The organism is Arthrobacter sp. MDT2-3, from assembly GCF_059090465.1.
On sequence record NZ_JBNHFS010000001.1, the window covers coordinates 707,388 to 728,358 of the forward strand.

Genomic DNA, 20,971 nt, shown 5'->3' on the forward strand with positions numbered 1-20,971 from the left:
GTCGTACTCCCTCGGATTGGATACCCTTGTGTGGTGATCGACGTAAAAGACCTCAGCGAAAACCCGGACAAGTTCCGAGCCAGCCAGCGCGCCCGCGGCGCGGACGAATCAGTGGTGGACGCGATCATCTCCGCGGACTCTGCACGCCGGGCGGCGCTGATCCGCTTCGAGAACCTCCGCGCCGAGCAGAACGTCTTTGGCAAAAAGGTGGCCCAGGCCAAGGGCGACGAGAAGAAGGCGCTGCTGGCCGAGGTGAAGGAACTGGCCAACTCGGTCAAGGCCGCCTCCGCTGAGGCAGACGCGGCGCAACTGAAGCAGGAAGAGCTGCTGCGCACCATTCCCAACCTCATCGAGGACGGCGTTCCCGAGGGCGGCGAGGACGACTACGTGGTGGTCAAGACCGTCGGGACACCCCGCGAATTCCCGGACTTCGAGCCGAAGGACCACCTGGAAATCGGTGAACTGATCGGCGCCATCGATATGGAGCGCGGCGCCAAGGTGTCCGGCGCCCGCTTCTACTTCCTCCGCGGCGTGGGCGCCCGGCTGGAGATGGCCCTGCTGCAGATGGCGATGGACCAAGCCATCGAGGCCGGCTTTATCCCGATGATCACGCCCACCCTTGTGCGTCCGGAGACCATGCAGGGCACCGGCTTCGATGTAAAGCACGACGCCGAGATCTACCGTCTCGCCGAAGACGACCTGTACCTGGTGGGCACCTCCGAGGTGGCCCTGGCCGGATACCACGCGGACGAAATCCTCGACTTCTCCAAGGGCCCCATCCGGTACGCCGGGCAGAGCTCCTGCTACCGCCGCGAAGCCGGTTCGCACGGCAAGGACACGCGGGGCATCATCCGCGTGCACCAGTTCAACAAGGTGGAGATGTTCATCTACACCACCATTGAAGAAGCCGCCGCCGAGCATCAGCGGCTGCTGGCCTGGGAAGAGGAGATGCTGGCCAAGTGCGAGCTGCCGTACCGCGTGATCGACACCGCGGCCGGCGACCTTGGCACGTCTGCTGCGCGGAAGTACGACTGTGAAGCGTGGGTCCCCACCCAGGGCGCGTACCGTGAGCTGACCTCGACGTCCAACTGCACCACCTTCCAGGCACGCCGGCTGAACATCCGTGAGCGCGTGATGAACGAGGCCGGTGTTGCCAAGGGCACCCGGGCGGTGGCCACCCTGAACGGCACCCTGGCCACCACCCGCTGGATCGTGGCTCTCTTGGAGCACCACCAGAATGCCGACGGCTCGGTCAACGTTCCGAAGGCACTGCAGAAGTACCTGGGCGGCCTTGAGGTCCTCCCGGTCCTCTAAAAGTTTCCCGCCGGAGTGAATATCCACCCCGGCGGGATGCTTCGGACGTTAACCAACAGTTCAATAAATCTGTGGCGCGCGTCCTAGCGGGGTGGGGGAGCGTCTGGTCTACTTGTTGGATGACAACGCTGACTGAAACCTCAGTCGCCGGCAACGATGACCGGCGAGAGAACGAAAACGACACCGTAAACCAGAAGTTCATGGTCGCCCTGGACGTGGACGGCACCCTGGTGGACCACGACGGGCACATGTCCCCGGCGGTCCGCGAAGCGGCGCAGGCGGTAGTAGCCGCCGGGCACGAGGTCATGATTGCCACCGGCCGCTCACTCAACGCCATGCTGCCCATCATTGAGAACATCGGGATCGAGCGCGGTTACGCGGTGTGCTGCAACGGCGGCGTGACCCTGCGGCTGCACCCGGAGCTGGAAAAAGGCTACGAGGTCATCCATAAGGCCACTTTTGATCCTGCTCCTGCCCTTCGTGCGCTCCGCGAGCGGCTTCCATCTGCCAAATACGCGCTGGAAGATGAGGACGGAAACTTCCTATCCACCGAACGCTTCCAGGACGCAAGCTTCGGCGTTGAGGCCGTCGGCGTGGACTTCCACACCATGCTCGAGGCCACCGCAGTGCGCGTAGTGGTGTTCAGCACGGAAAACACACCGGAAGAGTTCAACGAAGCGATCGAGCACGTTGGCCTTGCCGGCGTTACCTACTCCGTGGGCTGGACAGCTTGGCTGGACATTGCCGCTGCTGGTGTGACCAAGGCCAGCGCCCTGGAAAACCTGCGGAGCCGCCTCGGCATCGAACCGCACCTTACCGTGGCTGTCGGAGACGGCCGCAACGACATCGAGATGCTCAGCTGGGCCGGACGGGGCGTGGCCATGGGCCAGGCTCCGGAGGAAGTGATTATGGCCGCTGACGAGGTCACCCACTCCGTGTTCGACGACGGCGCCGCCCACGTGCTGCGCAGCCTCCTCTAGCTGCCGGCACTTTAGGTGCTGGTTCAGCTGGCGGCCTGGGCCGCATGCGCCGTTTTGGCCGGCCTGGCCGTGCTCCAGGCCGCACTGGCGGGCGGTGCTCCGCTGGGCCGGTTCGCCTGGGGTGGGCAGCACAAAGTCCTGCCCACCGGGCTTCGGGTGGGCAGCGCCGTGTCCATCGTCCTGTACGGGGCCTTCGGATACATCGCCCTTGCCAAAGCCGGTTTGGTGCCGTTGCTGGCGGACGGCGCTGTCACGTCGGTCGCCACCTGGGTGCTGGCAGGCTATTTCGCGCTCGGGGTGCTGGTGAACGCCATATCGCGGAGCAAGCCAGAGCGTGCCGTGATGACGCCCGTGGCGCTGGTCCTTGCCGCCGCTTACCTGGTTCTTGCGGTCAACTGATCCCCGCCCGAGGTGAACCGCTGCTGAATGGCGGCTACAGCGCCGGACGCCAGCCGGCGTCCGGGTGTTGGCCGGCCGTCGGGCAGAATAGAAGGCATGACCCTTACGACGTTCGCCCTCATCCGCCATGGCCAGACTGACTGGAACGCCGAACGCCGGCTGCAGGGTTCCACGGATATTCCCTTGAACGACGTCGGCCGGGCACAGGCGCGTGACGCGGTGGCCGTTTTGTCCGCTTACGAATGGGACGCGATTGTGTCTTCGCCGCTCAGCCGCGCTGCTGAAACCGCAGACCTGATCGCCGCCGGGCTCGGGCTCACTGAGGTCCGCCGCGTGCCGGAACTCATTGAGCGCAGCTTCGGGCCCGCTGAGGGCATGCAGGCCGGTCCGGAACTCGACGCTCTGCGGATCCCCGGGGGCTTCCGCGGCGCCGAAAGCGAGGACGAGGCAGCAGACCGGGGACTAAACGTCCTGGAGGCTTTGGCTGAGGAGTTCCGCGGACGCCGGCTACTCGTTGTCGCCCACGGGACGCTGCTCCGCGTGAGCCTCAGCCGGGCGGTGGGGAGCACTTTGAAGAGCATCGACAATGCCGTCCTGAACCTTGCGCACCACCACGCAATTGACGGATGGCAGCTCGAATACTTCAACGGCGAGCCCGTGATGGCCGCCACCCAGCGGTGATCACAGGCATGTTTTAGCGGCCCTGCCTTTCAACAGGTGGGCGGTCTAGCGCACTTCGAGGATCAGCCCCAGCAGCCGGGCAGCCGCGGGCCGGGCCGCGTGCTCCTCGTTCCACTGCGCCCGGGCCACGGCTTTGCTGACGGCCTGCGTGGTGATGCCCAGTTCGTGGGCCACGGCCTTCTGCTGGCCGCGGACGCCCGGGGTCAGCAGGTCAAGGACCCGCCACTCGGCATCGGAACGGTCCCGGACGATATGTCCCAGCAGCCGAAGCACGGCCTCGGCATCATGGGACACATCGGCCAGGGGCCCCTCCACCGCGACGGGAATCCGTTCCTTGCTGCTGCGGATCCGGTCCACCGCGCGCCGGGCGTACACGAGTCCGTGGCCGGAAGCGTCCTTGATCTGGTTGGGCAACGGCTCGTTGACAGGCCCAACACCGATGCCCACGTACCAGGAACCGCAGCGCAGCGCGATCAACGCTGCCTCCACGGCTTGATGCGGGCTGTCCACGATGCCCTGGACCTCGTCCTCCACCGACCGGTCGAAATCCAGGCGCGCGGGAATATGCCGCAGGTCCTTGAGCAACTGCGGCACCCGGTCGCCATCGCGGCGGCTGTCGGTTTGGTTGATTGTCAGCGTGAACATCTGAAACCAAAGACTACCCGCTGGTATCGGAGTGCAGGCAAGCGGGGTTGCCTCGTCCGGAGCCATCTGATGCGATGGACCAACGGCCGCCTATTGGGGGCGAACGTGACGTGAGGATGGTTATGACCAGCAGCATGGGGCAGGACGAACTCGAACGTGTGGACCGCTGGTGGCGCGCCGCCAACTACCTATCGGTAGGCCAGATCTACCTCCGCTCCAACCCCTTGCTGCGCGAACCGTTGAAGGCCGAGCACACGAAGTCCCGGCTGCTTGGCCACTGGGGCACCACCCCGGGCCTGAACTTTGTCTACGCCCACCTGAACCGCGTGATCCGCCGCGACTCCGCCGAGATGCTCTTTGTGGCGGGTCCCGGCCATGGCGGCCCCGCCGTCGTCGCCAACGCCTGGCTGGAAGGGACCTACTCCGAAATCTACGGACACGTGGGCAACGACGCGGACGGCATGGCCGAGCTCTTCCGCCAGTTTTCCTACCCCGGAGGCATCCCCAGCCACGCCGCTCCGGAAAGCCCCGGCTCCATCAGCGAGGGCGGCGAACTCGGCTATTCCCTGGCCCATGCCTACGGCTCTGTGCTGGATAATCCCCAGCTGGTCACCGCCGCCGTGATTGGCGACGGCGAGGCGGAGACCGGGCCCCTTGCCGCCAGCTGGCATTCGCACAACTTCCTCGACCCCGCCACGGACGGCGCCGTGTTGCCCATCCTGCACCTGAACGGGTACAAGATCGCCAACCCCACCATCCTGGCGCGCATGCCCGAAGGGCAGCTGGAGCAGCTCCTGCGGGGCTACGGCCACGAGCCCCACTTCGTCACCGTGAAGGACCCGGACGACACCGAACAGGCGCACCGGGACTTCGCCGAAGCTTTGGAGGGCTGCCTGGCCGGCATCCGCGCCATCCAGGACTCCCGGCGCACCCCGCAGGCGGGCATGGATGAGGCCGACGCCGGCGCGCCCCGCTGGCCCATGATCGTGCTGCGCTCGCCGAAAGGCTGGACCGGGCCCCGCGAAGTGGATGGGCTGCAGGTTGAAGGGACGTGGCGGAGCCACCAGGTGCCGCTCTCCGAGGTCCGCACCAACGAAGACCACCTGCGGCTGCTGGAGCAGTGGCTGCAGTCGTACCGCCCCCAGGAGCTGTTCGACGGCGACGGGCGGCTCCGGCCAGACGTCGCCGAGGGGGCGCCCACCGGGGAATTCCGGATGAGCGCCACGCCCCACGCCAACGGCGGCCTGCTCCGCCGGGCGCTGAAGCTGCCGGCGTACCGGGACCACGCCGTCGAGGTTGCCCGGGCAGGCAGCGAGCGGGTCAGCCCGATGGTGACGCTGGGCTCCTGGATGCGGGACGTCATTGAACTCAACATGGAAACGTTCCGGCTTTTCGGCCCGGACGAGACGGCGTCGAACCGGCTGCAGAACGTTTATGAGGTCACGGATAAAGTGTGGCAGTACCGGATTGACGACGTCGATGAGCACCTCGCGCGCTCCGGCCGGGTGATGGAGGTGCTGAGCGAACACCTGTGCCAGGGCTGGCTTGAGGGGTACCTCCTGACTGGCCGGCACGGCGTCTTCAGCTGCTACGAAGCCTTCATCCACATTGTCGACTCGATGTTCAACCAGCACGCCAAGTGGCTGAAGGTGCACCGCAAGCTGCCGTGGCGCCAGCCGGTGGCGTCGTTGAACTACCTGCTGTCCTCTCACGTGTGGCAGCAGGACCACAACGGGTTCTCCCACCAGGACCCGGGGTTCATCGACCACGCGGTGAACAAAAAAGCCGAGGTCATCCGCGTGTACCTGCCGCCGGATGTGAACACGCTGTTGTCCGTGATGGAGCACTGCCTGGCGTCGACGGACTACGTAAACATCGTGGTCAGCGGAAAACAGCCGTCTCCCACCTGGCTGGGACCGGCCGACGCGGCCACGCACTGCCAGCGGGGCTTGGGAATATGGGAGTTCGCCGGCTCCGAAGTCCCGGGTGAGGAGCCCGACGTCGTGCTGGCCTGCGCGGGCGACGTGCCCACCGTGGAGACTGTTGCGGCGGCGGAGCTGCTCCGGCTGGGTGCTCCGGGGTTGAAGGTCCGCGTCGTGAATGTGGTTGACCTGATGCGGCTGCAGGACGAGGGCGAGCACCCGCACGGGCTCCCGGCACACGATTTCGACGGGATCTTCACCGCCGACAAGCCCATCATTTTTGCCTACCACGGCTACCCGGCGCTGATCCACCGGCTCGCCTACCGCCGCAGCAACCAGGAAGGGCTGCACGTGCGCGGCTACAAGGAGGAGGGGACCACCACCACGCCCTTCGACATGGCCATGCTGAACGGCATCGACCGCTTCCAGCTGGCCATCGACGCCATCGACCGTGTTCCCGGCCTTGCCGAGAAGCACTCGATGCTGCGGCAGGAGCTCCAGGACCGCCGGATCCGTGCCCGCGAGCACACCCGCACCCACGGGGAGGATCCGGAGGAAATCCGGAACTGGCAGCTCGGCTAGTCCTTTGGAGTTTTTGTCCGGATATGCGGACTTCCGGCAGTGCGAAGCCGTCTTATCTGGACAAAAACTCTCCTAGGCAATCAGTCCGTCGAGGCTGCCCGCGGGCAGGTGGATCCAGCCTTCGCTGCGGGCCGCCGCGGCGTGGACGTCATCCGGGAGCACGGTCAGGCCGACGGCGACGGCACGGGCGGTGAGGGCTGCGACGACGGCGTCGAACAGGTCATCCGAGCCGGCCAGGCGGTCCTCGTGGCCGCCAAGGTCCAGCCACGGTGCCTGCTGGCATAAATGGCGGAGGAGCAGGGAAAGCTGTTCCCTCTCGGCGCTGCCCCGCCCTTTGTAACCGCGGGCGCTCAAGCCCCAGAGCTTTAACGAAGCAGCAGGGTAGACCTCAGCCAGGCGGCCCGATCCGTCCCGTGGTTGGGGGCTGTGCCCGGCCGCTATTTTCGCCTGGATCACGGCGCATCTCATGGCGGGGTGGGCCAGGCGGTCCGCCGAGACACTGAGCGGAATCAGGTTCGTTTGGGCCGTGACGAAGCGGTCCGTATCCCGGTACGCGAGCAAGCGCCTGCCCTGGATGCCGTCGTGCGCCAGGACGGGGCCGGCGTCGAAGTTCAGGTGCCCGGTGAGGAACGGAACCAGGGCCTGCGGCCAACCAACCGGGCAGTCAATGCCCGTCACGTCCGTGGTGCCGAAAAGCTCCACGATGTGGTGGTCATCCACGTCGAGTGCCAGATGCACCAGCCGGGCCGAGCCGTGGCCCCATTCGATGACGGCCACGGCTGTTTTCCTGGCTGCTGCCGCGAGGTCCACTCCGAGCGTTCTCACGTGACCAGACTCTACCCCTGGCTTTCCCGGCCCGTTCTGGACACTGGATGACCCGGGCCCCTGGTTCTGGAACGCTGGTGCCTGGTGCGCCGTCCCGGCAGACCGTGACCGAAAGGATCATCTTCATGCCATGGCTTGATGTACTCGGCAACGACATCCACTACACGGACTCAGGCGCCGGGCGGCCGGTGGTGCTGCTGCACGGCCACGCCTCGGCGGCGGCCTGCTGGGAACCGATTATTGCTGAACTGGAGCAGGACTTCCGGGTTCTGGCTTATGACACCTACGATCACGGCTGGTCCTCCAACTCGCCGCGGCAGGGACCGTTGGTGGACCGCGCTGCCGAGCTGGAGCACTTCGTCAACTCGCTCGGCCTGGAGAATCCCCTCATCGTGGGGCAGTCCATGGGCGGAATGACAGCCCTTCGCTGGGCTGTCCGGAATCCAGACGGTGCGGCCGCCCTCGTGGTGTGCGGGATGGGCTGGCCGTTAGTGGTGCCGCCCCCGGGACAACCCGGCGAGCCGGAGAAATTCGTGGTGTTCAGCTCACTTGATACAGATGAACGGATCTGGCTGGGGGTCGGAAACTCCTTCACGGAGCGGTGGATCGCGGAGAACCCGCGTGATTACGCCCGCTATATCCGTGTCCGATCCACCGCGACGGCGATTGAAGCGGCCCGCCACCCGCGCAGCCTCGAACAAAGCCAGGGGGAGTTCCTCAGCGCCAACCCGTCGGACGTCGACTGGTTCCAGCAGGGGCTCGAATCAATAACCAGCCCGCTGGTGGTGATGATTGGGGACGAGGAAAGGCCGCGCATCCGCCGCGGGGCTGAGCACGTTGCGGCCACGGTGCCCGGCGCCCGTCTTTTGGTTGTCGAGGAGGCCGGCCACAACGCCTACTTCCAGCGCCGGGACATCCTGGTGGACACCATCCGGAACACCGCAGCCACCGCCTAAACCTGCTTGGAGTTTTTGTCCAGATATGCAGGCTTCTGCGGCCCGGAAGTCCGCATACGTGGACAAAAACTCCTGGTTACGCCGCGTGATACGTCAGCGCCCCGGGAATCCCGCCCTTGTCGCCGAGCGAGTCTCCCCGTGCGAAAGCAGCCCACAGGCTGCGCAGCTCGCGTCCCACGGCGTTCACGTCCTCCCAGCGGGCACCGGCGATAAGCCCTACGCCGTCCCACGTTTTGCGGTTACCGAGAAGCAATGGGAGATCTATAGTGTGGGCAGCACCAAAGATGTTCCCTGGTGCACGCCAGTGCAGGATGTAGCGGTAAGCCTTTCCGCCAGCCAAGGCATGGCGCCGCGCGAACTTCCGGGCCGCCCGGCCGTAGACGGTTTCAGTGACCACCCAATCGATGGCCCGGACGGCCGCGGTCCCGGCGACAGGGACCTTGGCCAGCCGGCTCAGGTACGGGCTTCGTGGCAGGAACAGCCGCGCCTCCTCGGAGGTATGGCCAATCAGCACCTCAATGCCGGGAGCGGAACGGTTCCAAGCTGCCTCTATCGCGGATTCCTCCGGCAGCGGCGCGTGGCCGTACTGGGTGCCGAAAGGCATGGCGGCCAGCATGCCGAACTTCCGGGCCACCTGGGCCACGTGGTCCTCGCGCTCCACCACTTCCATCGCTGGCGTTTCCTCGGTAACGGCTTCAGCAGCGATGCCCATTGCGTGGTTCATTTTGTCCCGGCCGCGCGAGATGCCCAACGGTGCACTCTGGATGATGGCCCGCTGGAACAGGGACGGCGCTTCGGGAGTGGCCATGAGGTGGGCGATCGCGTCACCACCGGCCGACTGGCCGAAGGCCGTCACACAGCCCGGGTCACCGCCAAACGCTGCAATGTTCCGCTGCACCCAGCGGAAGGCTTCCAGCTGGTCCAGCAGTCCCAGGTTCCCGGGCCGGCCGCTTCGCGTGGCCAGGAAGCCGAACAGCCCCAGCCGGTAGGTTACCGAGACCACGACCACCCGGTTCTCGGCGACCAGCACGGCAGGATCAAAAATCGCCAGATCCCCGGATCCTGTGGTGTAGGAGCCGCCGTGGATCCACACCATCACGGGCAGGCGCTCACCGGGCGCATGATCGCCGGGCATGGTGATGGAGAGGTTCTGGCAGTCCTCGCTACCCGGCAGCTCCCCGTAGCGGGTGCCCAGGACGTCGTCGAGGAACGGCACCGGACCCTGCGGACAGGCAGGAGCGAGCGAGGTTGCGGACAACGGTTCGTCCCAGTCCGGCACCGGAACGGGAGGCTGGAAACGGCCGGCCTTGGCGTACGGGATGCCTGTGGCCCGGACGACGTCGCCGTCCCGCCAGCCACTGACGGGACCGCAGGGCGGGTGGAAGATTGGCGCGGAAGTCACCGATTCACTTTAAACCACAACGCGAGGTCACATCCGGCCCTATCCTTGCGGTTGATTGGGCGCGGAGTAACCTCGCGTTGATTTATGCGGTGGGGATCAGTGGCCGGCGGGCACGTAACGCTTGATGGAGGCTTCCAGCTCGGCCTCAGCGGCAGCGCGGTCACCCCAGCCTTCGGCCTTGACCCACTTGCCCGGCTCCAGGTCCTTGTAGCGGGTGAAGAAGTGCTCGATCTCCTTGATCAGGAAATCGTTGACGTCGCTGACTTCCTGGATGTGGTCGAAGCGGGCATCCACGGGGACGCAGAGGATCTTGGCATCTCCGCCGCCGTCGTCAGTCATGTTGAAAACGCCGATGGGGCGGGACTCAACGATGACGCCCGGGTGCAGGTCGAAGTCCTGCAGGAGCACCAGTGCATCCAACGGGTCGCCGTCCTCGCCGAGGGTGTTCTCGAAGTATCCGTAGTGCGTGGGGTACTGCATGGAGGTGAAGAGGACGCGGTCCAGGCGGACGCGGCCGGTCTCGTGGTCAACTTCGTACTTGACGCGTGATCCCTTGGGGATCTCGATGGTCACGTCATGCTTCATGGAATGCTCCTCGGCAATTGCAGGGGGTTCGCGGCACACTTGACGGCTCACCAAAATTGAGTCTCCGTGCCGCCGACTATTATTGAGGATATAGCGAGAGGCCCTGGAATCAGGAACTTGTGGGGATATTTCAGGACTTGAGGACCAGCACCAGCATGACCAAACCAACTGCCGCGGAACCATGGCTTGACCGTGCCCGCCGGGGTCTCCGGGTGGGCGTTACTGGGCTGCGGATGTCCTGGCCGTCGGTTTTGCTGACGGCCCTGCTGGTGGTCCTCGTGGTCCCGGCTGCCCTGCTGGTTGCCCCGGGTTTCCTCGGGCCCGAACCCCCGGCCCCCGCTCCGCCGGCGCCGGCATGGCAGCAGCCTCCCGCCACACTCTCGCCCGAGCAGGGACTTGCGCCGCTGAATGACTCGGCGGCCGTGCCGCTCGCGGCGAGCGTGACCGCCCAATTGGAACCCCTGTTGAAGACCGACGGCGGCGGTACTTTCACGGGATTGGTCCAGGATGCGCTCACGGGCCAGGTCCTTTTTGACCGCGGGGGTTCCGAGAACCGGGTGCCGGCTTCCAACATGAAGCTGCTGACCGCGGTGGCAGCTTTGCGCTCCCTCGGTCCCGGGCACCGCTTTACCACCGAGGTGGTGGCGGGCCCTGCAGCCGGGCAGGTGGTGCTGGTGGGCGGCGGCGACGTCCTCCTCGGACCCGGGGAATCGAACGGGGACCTGGTGATGGGCCATGCCGGCCTGGGCACGCTGGCTGCCCAAACGGTCCAAGCCCTGTCAGCAGCCGGAACCGCCGGGGAAATAAAGATCCTGCTAGACGATTCCCTGTTTACCGGTCCTGCCCTGAACCCGGCCTGGGAGAGCGGTGACGTGGCCGCCGGGGAAGTGGCGCCCCTGTATGCGCTGGCCCTGAACTCGGGCCGTTACGATCCCGCCGTCACCACCGGCCCCCGCCCCCAGGACTCAGCCATCACCGTGGCTGAGGAATTCGCGGCCCGGCTGCGGACTGCGGGCGAGGCCGCGGGACTGACCGTTGCAGCCGCCGTCGAGCGTTCGCCACAGCAGGCACCAGCGGGTGAACCGGCCGAAGGCGCAGGCGGCGAGCCGGTGGTCCTGGCCGGGGTGCAGTCGGCAACGGTGGCCGAACAGGTGGACCATATGTTGCAGGAATCGGACAACTACCTCGCCGAAGTCCTGGGACGGATGGCGGCAATAGCGGCAGGCCAGGCAGGCAGCAACGACGGCGCCACGGCTGCCGTCCGGGCGCAGCTCGCCGACGCCGGAATACCCGTCGACGCCATGAAACTGGTGGACGTGTGCGGCCTGGCCATGGGCAACCAGGTCTCAGCCCGCCAGTTTTCGGAGGTGGTGCGTGCCATCACCTCGGGCACGGACAGCAGGCTTCGCGCCGCGCTGGACGGCTTTCCGGTAGCGGGCCTCACCGGAACCCTGGGCACCCGCTACGGCGACGATTCAACAGCCCGGGGTGCAGGATTGGTCCGTGCCAAGACCGGCACCCTGAACTCGGTGCTGGCGCTCAGCGGCTACGTGGTTGATGCCGACGGCCGCCTCCTGGTCTTCTCCTTTATCGGCAACGGGCTGGCGCCGGGCGCTGCGGGCAACAGGGTGGCCCTTGACCGGGCTGCCACCGCGCTCGCGGCCTGCGGCTGCCGCTAGCACCCTGCTGCCGCTACGACTCGGGACTCGGGCGTGGGTGCGGCAAGCGTGGTCCTGCCCCGTATGAGCTGCCATGGCCAGCACCGCTTGTGCGGCCCCGGGCCGTCCATGCTGAGCTGACAGCGGCCTGTCCGCGGTTCGCCGGTGAGCGAACTTAAGGGCGATCCCCAGCCTGCTGTGTTCTGATGGGAACTATGGAGTCCACTGCAGGTGAGTCGTCAGCCCAAACGTTGTCCAGCCAGGCCTCGGCCCTGATTAATTGGGACCTCGCCGCCTCCACCGCGGCGCGGCTGGTTCCTGCCGGGCCGGTCCTGACCCAGGCGGCTATTGGTGACGCGGTGGAAAGCCTCCGCCGGCTTGCCGACGCTTCGGTTGAACACGTGCATGAGATCACCGGGCTGGAAGCGGCAAGGGACCTCCGGGACTCAAACGTGCTGGTGGTGGACCGGGCCTCGTGGGCAAAGGCAAACACCCAAAGCTTCGCCGTGATGCTGAAGCCGGCCATGGAGAAGATGCTCGAAAACCGGCGCGGAAACCTTACCCCGGCCGCGGCCAGCGTCAGCGGCGCCATCACCGGCAGCCAGTTGGGCGCCGTCCTGGCGTTCCTGTCGAGCAAGGTCCTGGGCCAGTACGATCCGTTTGCCGCCCTGGCCGAAGGTTCCACTGCGCCCTCCGGCGGACGCCTGCTCCTGGTGGCGCCCAACATCGTGGCGGTTGAGCGGGAACTGAACGTCGCCCCCGAGGATTTCCGCCTGTGGGTGTGCCTGCATGAGCAGACACACCGGGTGCAGTTCGCTGCCGCCCCCTGGCTGCGGCACCACATGCTGGAGCAGATCGACGAGCTCAGCGTCCATCTGCTCGGCAACGTTGACACCCTGATGGAGCGTGCCACCGCAGCTGCCCGCTCGCTGAAGGACCGCACCGGCAACGGAAACACCCCCGGCCGCGGCGCCATCCTGGACCTCCTGCAGGACCCGGAGGAAAAGGCCGCCATCTCGCACCTGACCGCTGTGATGAGCCTCCTCGAGGGCCACGCCAACGTGGTGATGGATGCCGTTGACGCCAGCATCGTGCCGTCAGTGAAAACCATCCGGCAGCGCTTCAACGATCGCGGCAAGGACCGCGGCGTGATCGAGAAATTCCTCCGCAACCTCCTCGGCCTGGACGCGAAAATGCGCCAGTACTCCGACGGCGCCCGGTTCGTCCGCGCCGTCGTGGACGTCGCGGGAATGGAGGGCTTCAACAGGGTCTGGGAGTCGGCCGACCACCTGCCCACGGAACCTGAAATCCACGACGCCAAGCTGTGGCTTGAGCGGATGGGGCTCTGATTGCCGGGCGCCAGCCTGCCTGACGCGTCCCTGCCGACGGCACGCATCACCGCTTCTGCCCAGCGCAGTGGCCGACGGCGGCCTGGAAGGCTGGCGCCCGTCGTCGGCACAGCGCGGAAAATGCTCCGGGACGCCCTGGCCCAGGCCGGATATCCAGAGCACGTCATTGTGGCCTGCAGCGGCGGCCCGGATTCCCTCGCCCTGGCGTCGGTTGCCGCCTACTTCGCCCGCCGCGGGCACGTCGACGGCCACCCCTTAACAGTGGGCGCAGTGGTGGTGGACCACCAGCTGCAGGAGGGTTCGGCACAGGTGGCTGCGGAGACAGCCCACGTCCTGCAGGATCTGGGCCTCGCCCCCGTGGAAATCCGGACCGTGACCGTGGCCGGAGAAGGCCTCGGGCCGGAAGCCGCCGCGCGGGAAGCCCGGCATGCAGCGCTTGAGGCGGCGGCCGTGAGCCAGGGCGCGGCTGCCATCCTGTTGGGACACACTTTGGACGACCAGGCCGAACAGGTGCTGCTGGGCCTGGCCCGGGGCTCGGGGACCCGGTCGCTGGCAGGAATGAGGCCTGCCCGCGGCATGCTGCTTCGCCCATTCCTGGGGCTTCGCCGGGCGGACACCGAGGAAATCTGCGCCATTGAGGAACTGCAGCCCTGGCACGATCCCAGCAACTCGGACCCCGCATTCGCCCGGTCACGTACCCGGGTGGAGGTGCTGCCGCACCTCGAGGACAAACTCGGCCCCGGCGTCGCGGAATCCCTCGCCCGGTCGGCATCCATCCTGCAGTTGGACGCCGACTACCTGGAGGATGTGGCGGAAGCCACCTTCGCGTCCCTGGTGGAGCGGAATGGCCAGGAACTGAGCCTCCCGGAGGACGCGTTGCGGGACTTGGCCCCGGCGATCAGGTTCCGCGTGATCGCCAAGGCAGCGGCCGACGTCGGGGGGCAACAGCCCAGCTACCAGCGCCTTCTGGCGGCGGAAGCACTGCTGCGGCGGCAGGGTTCTGCAGGTCCCGTTGAACTGCCCGGGGGAGTGAGCGTGTTCCGGTTGTCGCTCGCGCAGCTCGAAGACCTCCCGGCCGCCGGTGGCCCGGCCGCCGCGGATAAGGGCACACCCGTTCCCCGCAGAGGCGCACGCTGTGGGAAGCTAGTACTCCGGCCTCAAAAACCGCCCGCAAAATAGTCGCACCCCGCATCTACACAGGAGCCATTGGTGGATTCAAACGACGTCCAGGCAGACCTCAAGCACGTTCTCTACACCAAGGAGCAGATCCAGCAGCGGATCACGGAGCTCGCTGCGCAGATCGACAAGGACTACGAGGGCCGCGAGATCCTCATTGTGGGCGTCCTCAAGGGTGCAGTCATGGTCATGGCTGACCTTGCCCGGGCACTACACAGCCACATTTCCATGGACTGGATGGCTGTTTCCTCCTACGGCTCCGGCACCCAGTCCTCCGGAGTGGTCCGCATCCTGAAGGACCTGGACACGGACCTGATGGGCAAGGACGTGCTGATCGTCGAGGACATCATCGACTCCGGCCTCACGCTGTCCTGGCTGAAGACCAACCTGGAATCGCGCGGCACGGCTTCGGTGGAAATCTGCACGGCCTTCCGCAAGCCCACGGCCGCCAAGGTGGAGATCGACGTCAAGTACGTCGGCTACGACATCCCCAATGAATTCGTGGTGGGCTACGGCCTGGACTACGCCGAGAAGTACCGCAACCTCGACTTCGTGGGAACCCTCGCGCCGCACGTTTACGAGTAGGATGCGCCGGCGGGGGCATTGCCACCTCGCCATATGCCGGCCGATGCCTGGGGGCAGATGATGCTGGCGCCCCCGGTTCCAGGCCCGTGCAGCCTCCTGCCCGAGTGGCGGCGGCCACTACGCCCAGAGGGAACTTTTGCCCGGCACCATGCGTGATCTACTCCGGACGGTGTATAGCTAGAAGCTGACGCAGCACCATCACGCGCGCAGATTTCTCGCCGTGCAGCACTACCAGGAGGGACGGGGCCAGCCCCCGACACAGATGAAAGCTAAGAACTTCTTCAAGGGCCCGGGCATCTGGATCGTCGTCGTGATCGGCATGCTCCTGGTGGCTTTTGCAACGCTGGCTCCCGGCGGTGCCGCACGGATTGACACTGACAAGGGCCTCGAACTGCTCGCCGGCGACAACGTTGAGCAGGCAAAGATCTTCGATGGTGAAAACCGCGTTGACCTCGTGCTGAAGGAAAACTACCAGCTGGACGGGCAGGACAAGGGCAAGAGCGTCCAGTTCTTCTTCGTTGATGCCCGCGCCCAGGACGTTGTCCGGGCTGTCACCGCTTCCGCACCCAGCGGGGGTTACACGGACCAGCCGATCGAAAGCAACTGGTTCTCCGGCCTGCTCTCCCTCCTCATTCCGGTCATCCTCCTGGGCGCGCTTTTCTGGTTCCTGATGACCCGCATGCAGGGTGGCGGCTCCAAGATCATGCAGTTCGGCAAGTCCAAGGCGAAGATGGTCAGCAAGGACATGCCGCAGGTGACGTTCGCTGACGTGGCAGGCTCCGACGAGGCTGTGGAGGAACTCCAGGAGATCAAGGAATTCCTGCAGGAGCCGGCCAAGTTCCAGGCTGTTGGTGCCAAGATCCCCAAGGGCGTGCTGCTGTACGGCCCTCCCGGCACCGGTAAGACCCTCCTCGCCCGGGCCGTCGCAGGCGAGGCCGGCGTTCCCTTCTTCTCCATCTCCGGCTCGGACTTTGTGGAAATGTTCGTCGGCGTGGGCGCCTCCCGTGTCCGCGACCTTTTTGAGCAGGCCAAGACGAACTCGCCCGCCATCATCTTCGTGGATGAAATCGACGCGGTGGGCCGCCACCGTGGTGCCGGCATCGGCGGCGGCAACGACGAACGTGAGCAGACCCTCAACCAGCTCCTGGTGGAGATGGACGGCTTCGACGTCAAGACCAACGTCATCCTGATCGCTGCCACCAACCGTCCCGACGTGCTGGACCCCGCGCTGCTGCGTCCGGGCCGCTTCGACCGCCAGATCGGCGTGGATGCGCCGGACCTGATCGGCCGCGACCAGATCCTGCAGGTCCACGCGAAGGGCAAGCCCATGGCGCCCGGAGTGGACCTCAAGGCGGTGGCCAAAAAGACCCCCGGCTACACCGGTGCGGACCTGGCAAACGTGCTCAATGAGGCCGCCCTCCTTACCGCCCGCTCCAATGCCAACCTCATTGATGACCGCGCTCTGGACGAGGCGATCGACCGCGTCATGGCCGGCCCGCAGAAGCGCAGCCGCGTAATGAAGGAACACGAGCGCAAGATCACCGCTTACCACGAAGGCGGCCACGCCCTGGTGGCAGCCGCGCTGCGGAACTCTGCGCCGGTCACCAAGATCACCATCCTTCCCCGCGGCCGTGCTCTCGGCTACACGATGGTGGTCCCGGAGAACGACAAGTACTCAGTGACCCGCAACGAGCTGCTGGACCAGATGGCCTACGCCATGGGAGGCCGCGTCGCCGAGGAAATCGTCTTCCACGATCCCTCCACCGGCGCCTCCAACGACATCGAAAAGGCCACCGGCACCGCCCGCAAGATGGTGACCGAATACGGCATGAGCGAACGAGTTGGCGCCGTGCGCCTGGGCCAGGGCGGCGGAGAGCCGTTCCTGGGCCGCGACGCCGGGCACGAGCGCAACTACTCGGACCAGATTGCATACGTGGTGGACGAGGAAGTTCGCAGGCTGATTGACCAGGCCCATGACGAGGCCTACGCCATCCTCATCGAGAACAGGGACGTCCTGGACCGCCTGGCCCTCGAGTTGCTGGAACGTGAAACGCTGAACCAGTCCGAGATCGCCGATATCTTCCGTGACATCCGCAAGCGTGACTTCCGCGAGGTGTGGCTGTCCAAGGAAACCCGTCCGGTCCACACGGCTGGACCGGTGGAATCCCGCCAGGAAAAGGCGGAGCGCGAGGCCCAGGAGGAAGCCAAGCAAGCGCGCCTGGACGAGCCGCTGGATGCCCAGCCGCCGCATCCGCAGGGAGTCCCGGAGGACGCCCCGTTCCAGGGAGGCATCCCCGACTCGGGGCCTGACGCCCTTCGCGGCTAAGCTTTCTACCGTGACCCACTTCGACGACGACGACGTTCCCGCCTCCGCCGTACATCTGGCGGAAGGCGGCGCCCACCACTCCAAACACCAGAAAGTGGACCGGCCCCGCATCGAGGCAGCGGTCCGTGAGATTCTCCTGGCCATCGGAGAGGACCCGGACCGCGCCGGCCTCGTGGACACCCCAAAGCGGGTGGGCAAGGCCTATGCCGAGATGTTTGCCGGGCTGCACCACGACCCGGCCGAGATCCTCGCCACCACCTTTGACCTTGACCATGAGGAGCTCGTCCTGGTCAAGGACATCCCGTTCTATTCCACCTGCGAGCACCATTTGGTGCCGTTCCACGGAGTGGCCCACGTAGGCTACATCCCCTCGCACGACGGCAAGGTGACCGGGCTGAGCAAGCTGGCCCGGCTGGTGGACATGTACGCCCGCCGGCCCCAGGTGCAGGAGCGCCTCACCACGGAAATCGTCGAAGCGTTGGTCAACCACCTCAAGCCCCGCGGCGCGATCGTTGTCGTCGAATGCGAACACATGTGCATGTCCATGCGCGGTATCCGCAAGCCCGGAGCAAAGACCGTAACCAGTGCGGTCCGCGGGCAGCTTCATGACCCGGCCACCCGTGCCGAAGCCATGAGCCTCATCCTCGGAAGGTAATCATCAGACCATGGATTCACTAGCTGCAGCGCCGGGAACCGGCCCCGCAACCTCTCCGCTGCCCATCCTGCGCAAACCGCGGCCGGTGGCCCGTTTTGAAGACCTGCCAACTGACCGCACGCTCGTGATGGGCATCGTCAACGTCACCCCGGACTCCTTCAGCGACGGCGGCAAGCATGCGACGGCGGACACCGCCATAGCGGCCGGCCTCCGGATGTACTACTCCGGCGCGGACATCATCGACGTCGGCGGGGAATCCACCCGACCCGGCGCAGAGGACGTCAGCCCGGAAGAAGAACAACAGCGTGTGATCCCCGTGATCGAGGCGCTCGTGAAAGCCGGTGCCCTTGTCAGCATCGACACCGTCCGCGCTTCCACGGCAGCCGCCGCCCTTCAGGCCGGCGCCGCCATCATCAATGACGTCTCCGGCCTCACGATTGAACCGGAGATGGCCGAGCTCGTGGCGTCCTCCAAGGCCCCGTACATCCTCACCCACCGCCGTGGTGACGCCCGCACCATGAACTCCCTGGCGGAGTATAAGGATGTTGCCGGCGAAGTGGTGGCTGAACTGGCCGGGGTGCGGGACAAGCTCTACGCCGCCGGGGTCAGCGAGGAACAGATCATCATCGATCCAGGCCTGGGGTTCGCCAAGAATGATGCCCAGAACTGGGAGCTCCTGCAGAACCTGGACCAGCTGGAAAGCCTGGGCCACAGGATCCTCGTGGGTGCCTCCCGCAAGCGGTTCCTCGGCACCCTGCTGACGGTGGCTGGTAAATCCGCTGCCCCGCACGAGCGGGATGCTGCCACCGCGGCGATCACTGCCATCAGCGCCTACCGCGGCGCCTGGGCCGTACGCGTGCACGACGTCGGCCCCAGCCTGGACGCCGTCAAGGTTGCCGCGCGCATGGCCGCCCCAAGAACCAGCCAGTAGGCCCAGCCATGGACAGGATTACGCTGACCGGCGTCACCGCCGTCGGCCATCACGGCGTCTTTGATTTTGAACGCCGCGAGGGGCAGCCTTTTGTTGTGGACGCGGTGCTTTATTTGGACTTCGCCAAGGCGGCGGAATCCGATGACGTCCGGGACACCGCGCACTACGGCGAGGTGGCTCAGCGTATTGCTGAGTGGATATCGGGGGAACCGCTGAACCTGATAGAGGCGCTGGCCGTCCGGATCGCGGACAGCCTGCTGAATGAATTCCGGCTCCAAGCCGTGGACGTCACGGTGCATAAGCCACAGGCGCCCATCGAGGTGCCCTTCGGGGATGTGGCCGTCAGCGTCCACCGTGCCCGGAACAACGGGGAGAGTCCAGTCCAGGGGGAAAGACCATGAACTCCGGTTATTCCAAGGTGGTGTTGGCACTGGGCAGCAACCTGGGTGAGCGCAACGAGACACTGACCGAGGCGGTTGCGGATCTCGTTGACCCGCCGGAGATCCGCCTCCTCGCTGTGTCGCCCATTGTCCAGACCAAGGCCGTCGGCGGACCGTCCGGCCAGCCGGACTTCCTGAACATGGTCATCACGGTGGAAACCAACCTGACCCCGCACGAGCTGCTGGAACATTGCCAGTCTGTGGAAAACAAGCACCACCGCGTGCGGGAGGTGCGCTGGGGGCCGCGTACGCTCGACGTCGATATCATCACCTACGGCGACCTCCGCAGCGATGATCCGGTCCTGACCCTGCCGCATCCCCGCGCCGCCACCCGTGCCTTCGTTCTCTACCCGTGGTCGCTCATTGAGCCGGCTGCCACGCTGGACGGCGAACGCATCAGCACTTTGGCTGCGTGGGCGGAGGATTTTGGTGACCTCGCGCCGTTCGACGGCTTCGGCGACTTTGACGGCCTGCCCACCGCGGGGGCGGTGGAGGACCGATGAAACCCATCAATCCGCTGCGCCTCCTGCTCATCGGCTTCATCCTGGCCGTGGCCGGCTGGTCGGCTACCGTGGTGACGAGCCGTTACAGCATGGCCACTCCGGTCCTGCCGCTTACGGCGCTGGCCACCATGGGCGTCATTATCGCCATTACCTTGACCCTGGGCATCCGGGTCCTGCGGTGGCGCAACAGCAACAAGCCCAACAGCACGCAAAAGAAAAAGGTGCTCGATCCGCTCCTCGCAGCCCGGACGCTGGTGCTGGCCCAGGCCTGTGCCTATGCCGGGACGGTCCTGCTCGGCTGGCATGTGGGGATCTTCCTGGACCAGCTGCGGATCTGGAGCCTGCGCAGCAACCAGAGCATCACCTGGATGGCGCTGGCGATGGCCGGTGGCGGACTGGTGATGATCGTGGTGGGACTGCTGGTTGAACGGTTCTGCAGGATCCCGCCGGAGGACGGCGACACCACGGGTGCAGACGGAAAACCGGGCCGCGCGGTACGCGGGGAAGCCGCGGGGGAAGGCGAATATGCATACCGAGGCGATTGACCCGCCGGGAATCGTCTGGCAGCGGGTGTCACCCAAATACGTCACTGTCCGGCTGGTGCAGTGGGCGCTGGGGAATCTCATCACCGTCCTCCTCCTGTCACTGCCCCTGGTTTTGGTGCTCATGGACGTCTGGGCCTGGCCGCCGCTGTGGCTGGCCGTCACCGTCCCGTCCGTTGCATTCGTCCTCGCCATCTGGCGGCTGGTGCTGATCCCGCGCCAGGTGCGGGCCATCGGGTATGCCGAACGGGACGATGACCTGCTGGTCAGGACCGGCATCTTCTTCCAGCGCACCATGGCCGTACCCTACGGCCGGATGCAGTACGTGGACATCGGAGTAGGGCCTGTGGAACGCGGACTTGGCCTCTGCACGCTGAAGCTGCACACCGCCTCGCCGGGAACGAACGCCCAGATCCCTGGGCTGCCCGCGGCGGAGGGCGCGCGGCTGCGCGAGCAGCTCGCTGCCCGGGGCGAAGCCAGGCTGGCAGGACTGTGACGGCAGAGGGGCCGCGTCC

21 protein-coding genes are annotated in these 20,971 nt (G+C 66.2%); 17 read left to right on the top strand and 4 right to left on the bottom strand.

What is annotated here, in order from left to right:
- The first annotated feature begins 33 nt into the window (after positions 1-33).
- From serS to AC5RUQ_RS03290, 4 genes are all read left to right on the top strand, one after another.
- Entirely contained in the window at positions 34-1,314 is a 1,281-nt protein-coding gene (gene serS / locus AC5RUQ_RS03275; RefSeq protein WP_493945967.1) for a serine--tRNA ligase, read from the top strand.
- A gap of 119 nt (positions 1,315-1,433) precedes the next feature.
- Entirely contained in the window at positions 1,434-2,294 is an 861-nt protein-coding gene (locus AC5RUQ_RS03280; RefSeq protein WP_493945968.1) for an HAD family hydrolase, read from the top strand.
- 15 nt (positions 2,295-2,309) lie between these two features.
- Positions 2,310-2,693, top strand: coding sequence for a hypothetical protein (locus AC5RUQ_RS03285; RefSeq protein ID WP_493945969.1), 384 nt, complete (start codon positions 2,310-2,312; stop codon positions 2,691-2,693).
- Positions 2,694-2,789: 96 nt separating this feature from the next.
- Positions 2,790-3,374, top strand: coding sequence for a histidine phosphatase family protein (locus AC5RUQ_RS03290; RefSeq protein ID WP_493945970.1), 585 nt, complete (start codon positions 2,790-2,792; stop codon positions 3,372-3,374).
- 45 nt (positions 3,375-3,419) lie between these two features.
- Here the strand turns inward: AC5RUQ_RS03290 and AC5RUQ_RS03295 are convergent, their stop codons facing one another.
- Positions 3,420-4,019 (bottom strand): hypothetical protein, encoded by a 600-nt coding sequence (locus AC5RUQ_RS03295; RefSeq protein WP_493945971.1) that lies wholly within the window; start codon positions 4,017-4,019, stop codon positions 3,420-3,422.
- Positions 4,020-4,141: 122 nt separating this feature from the next.
- Between AC5RUQ_RS03295 and AC5RUQ_RS03300 the strand changes: the two genes are divergently transcribed.
- Positions 4,142-6,523 carry a phosphoketolase family protein gene (locus AC5RUQ_RS03300; protein ID WP_493945972.1) on the top strand — a complete coding sequence of 794 codons (2,382 nt, stop codon included), beginning with the start codon at positions 4,142-4,144 and terminating at the stop codon, positions 6,521-6,523.
- Between the two features lie 72 nt (positions 6,524-6,595).
- Here AC5RUQ_RS03300 and AC5RUQ_RS03305 read toward each other — a convergent pair whose 3' ends face one another.
- On the bottom strand, positions 6,596-7,348 hold the full coding sequence (locus AC5RUQ_RS03305) for a DUF429 domain-containing protein (RefSeq protein ID WP_493945973.1): 753 nt from the start codon (positions 7,346-7,348) through the stop codon (positions 6,596-6,598).
- Between the two features lie 125 nt (positions 7,349-7,473).
- Here AC5RUQ_RS03305 and AC5RUQ_RS03310 point away from each other — a divergent pair, with 125 nt between their 5' ends.
- On the top strand, positions 7,474-8,304 hold the full coding sequence (locus AC5RUQ_RS03310) for an alpha/beta fold hydrolase (RefSeq protein WP_493945974.1): 831 nt from the start codon (positions 7,474-7,476) through the stop codon (positions 8,302-8,304).
- Positions 8,305-8,380: 76 nt separating this feature from the next.
- Here AC5RUQ_RS03310 and AC5RUQ_RS03315 read toward each other — a convergent pair whose 3' ends face one another.
- Positions 8,381-9,706: a carboxylesterase family protein gene (locus tag AC5RUQ_RS03315; protein WP_493945975.1), complete on the bottom strand. Its 1,326-nt coding sequence runs from the start codon at positions 9,704-9,706 to the stop codon at positions 8,381-8,383.
- A 96-nt stretch (positions 9,707-9,802) separates the two neighbouring features.
- The gene (locus AC5RUQ_RS03320; protein ID WP_493945976.1) at positions 9,803-10,291 is read right to left on the bottom strand and encodes an inorganic diphosphatase; all 489 of its coding nucleotides are present in this window, start codon (positions 10,289-10,291) and stop codon (positions 9,803-9,805) included.
- A 155-nt stretch (positions 10,292-10,446) separates the two neighbouring features.
- Here AC5RUQ_RS03320 and dacB point away from each other — a divergent pair, with 155 nt between their 5' ends.
- The 11 genes from dacB to AC5RUQ_RS03375 all read left to right on the top strand — a co-directional run bounded on the left by dacB (position 10,447) and on the right by AC5RUQ_RS03375 (position 20,952).
- Entirely contained in the window at positions 10,447-11,970 is a 1,524-nt protein-coding gene (gene dacB / locus AC5RUQ_RS03325; RefSeq protein ID WP_493945977.1) for a D-alanyl-D-alanine carboxypeptidase/D-alanyl-D-alanine endopeptidase, read from the top strand.
- Positions 11,971-12,164: 194 nt separating this feature from the next.
- On the top strand, positions 12,165-13,298 hold the full coding sequence (locus AC5RUQ_RS03330) for a zinc-dependent metalloprotease (protein ID WP_493945978.1): 1,134 nt from the start codon (positions 12,165-12,167) through the stop codon (positions 13,296-13,298).
- Between the two features lie 120 nt (positions 13,299-13,418).
- On the top strand, positions 13,419-14,477 hold the full coding sequence (gene tilS, locus AC5RUQ_RS03335; protein WP_493946389.1) for a tRNA lysidine(34) synthetase TilS: 1,059 nt from the start codon (positions 13,419-13,421) through the stop codon (positions 14,475-14,477).
- 30 nt (positions 14,478-14,507) lie between these two features.
- Positions 14,508-15,059, top strand: a complete 552-nt coding sequence (hpt, locus tag AC5RUQ_RS03340; protein WP_041651844.1) for a hypoxanthine phosphoribosyltransferase — start codon at positions 14,508-14,510, stop codon at positions 15,057-15,059.
- A 262-nt stretch (positions 15,060-15,321) separates the two neighbouring features.
- Positions 15,322-17,385: an ATP-dependent zinc metalloprotease FtsH gene (ftsH, locus tag AC5RUQ_RS03345; protein ID WP_493946390.1), complete on the top strand. Its 2,064-nt coding sequence runs from the start codon at positions 15,322-15,324 to the stop codon at positions 17,383-17,385.
- Between the two features lie 10 nt (positions 17,386-17,395).
- Positions 17,396-18,040 (top strand): GTP cyclohydrolase I FolE, encoded by a 645-nt coding sequence (gene folE / locus AC5RUQ_RS03350; RefSeq protein WP_493945979.1) that lies wholly within the window; start codon positions 17,396-17,398, stop codon positions 18,038-18,040.
- A gap of 10 nt (positions 18,041-18,050) precedes the next feature.
- Complete coding sequence (folP, locus tag AC5RUQ_RS03355; protein WP_493945980.1) at positions 18,051-18,971, top strand: dihydropteroate synthase; 921 nt, start codon at positions 18,051-18,053, stop codon at positions 18,969-18,971.
- An 8-nt stretch (positions 18,972-18,979) separates the two neighbouring features.
- The gene (gene folB, locus AC5RUQ_RS03360) at positions 18,980-19,372 is read left to right on the top strand and encodes a dihydroneopterin aldolase (protein WP_493945981.1); all 393 of its coding nucleotides are present in this window, start codon (positions 18,980-18,982) and stop codon (positions 19,370-19,372) included.
- Complete coding sequence (folK, locus tag AC5RUQ_RS03365) at positions 19,369-19,914, top strand: 2-amino-4-hydroxy-6-hydroxymethyldihydropteridine diphosphokinase (RefSeq protein ID WP_493945982.1); 546 nt, start codon at positions 19,369-19,371, stop codon at positions 19,912-19,914. The genes folB and folK overlap by 4 nt, the downstream gene beginning before the upstream one ends.
- Entirely contained in the window at positions 19,911-20,459 is a 549-nt protein-coding gene (locus tag AC5RUQ_RS03370) for a DUF3180 domain-containing protein (protein ID WP_493945983.1), read from the top strand. Before folK ends, AC5RUQ_RS03370 begins: the two co-directional genes overlap by 4 nt.
- Positions 20,440-20,952: a PH domain-containing protein gene (locus tag AC5RUQ_RS03375; RefSeq protein WP_493945984.1), complete on the top strand. Its 513-nt coding sequence runs from the start codon at positions 20,440-20,442 to the stop codon at positions 20,950-20,952. The genes AC5RUQ_RS03370 and AC5RUQ_RS03375 overlap by 20 nt, the downstream gene beginning before the upstream one ends.
- The last annotated feature ends 19 nt before the right edge of the window (positions 20,953-20,971 follow it).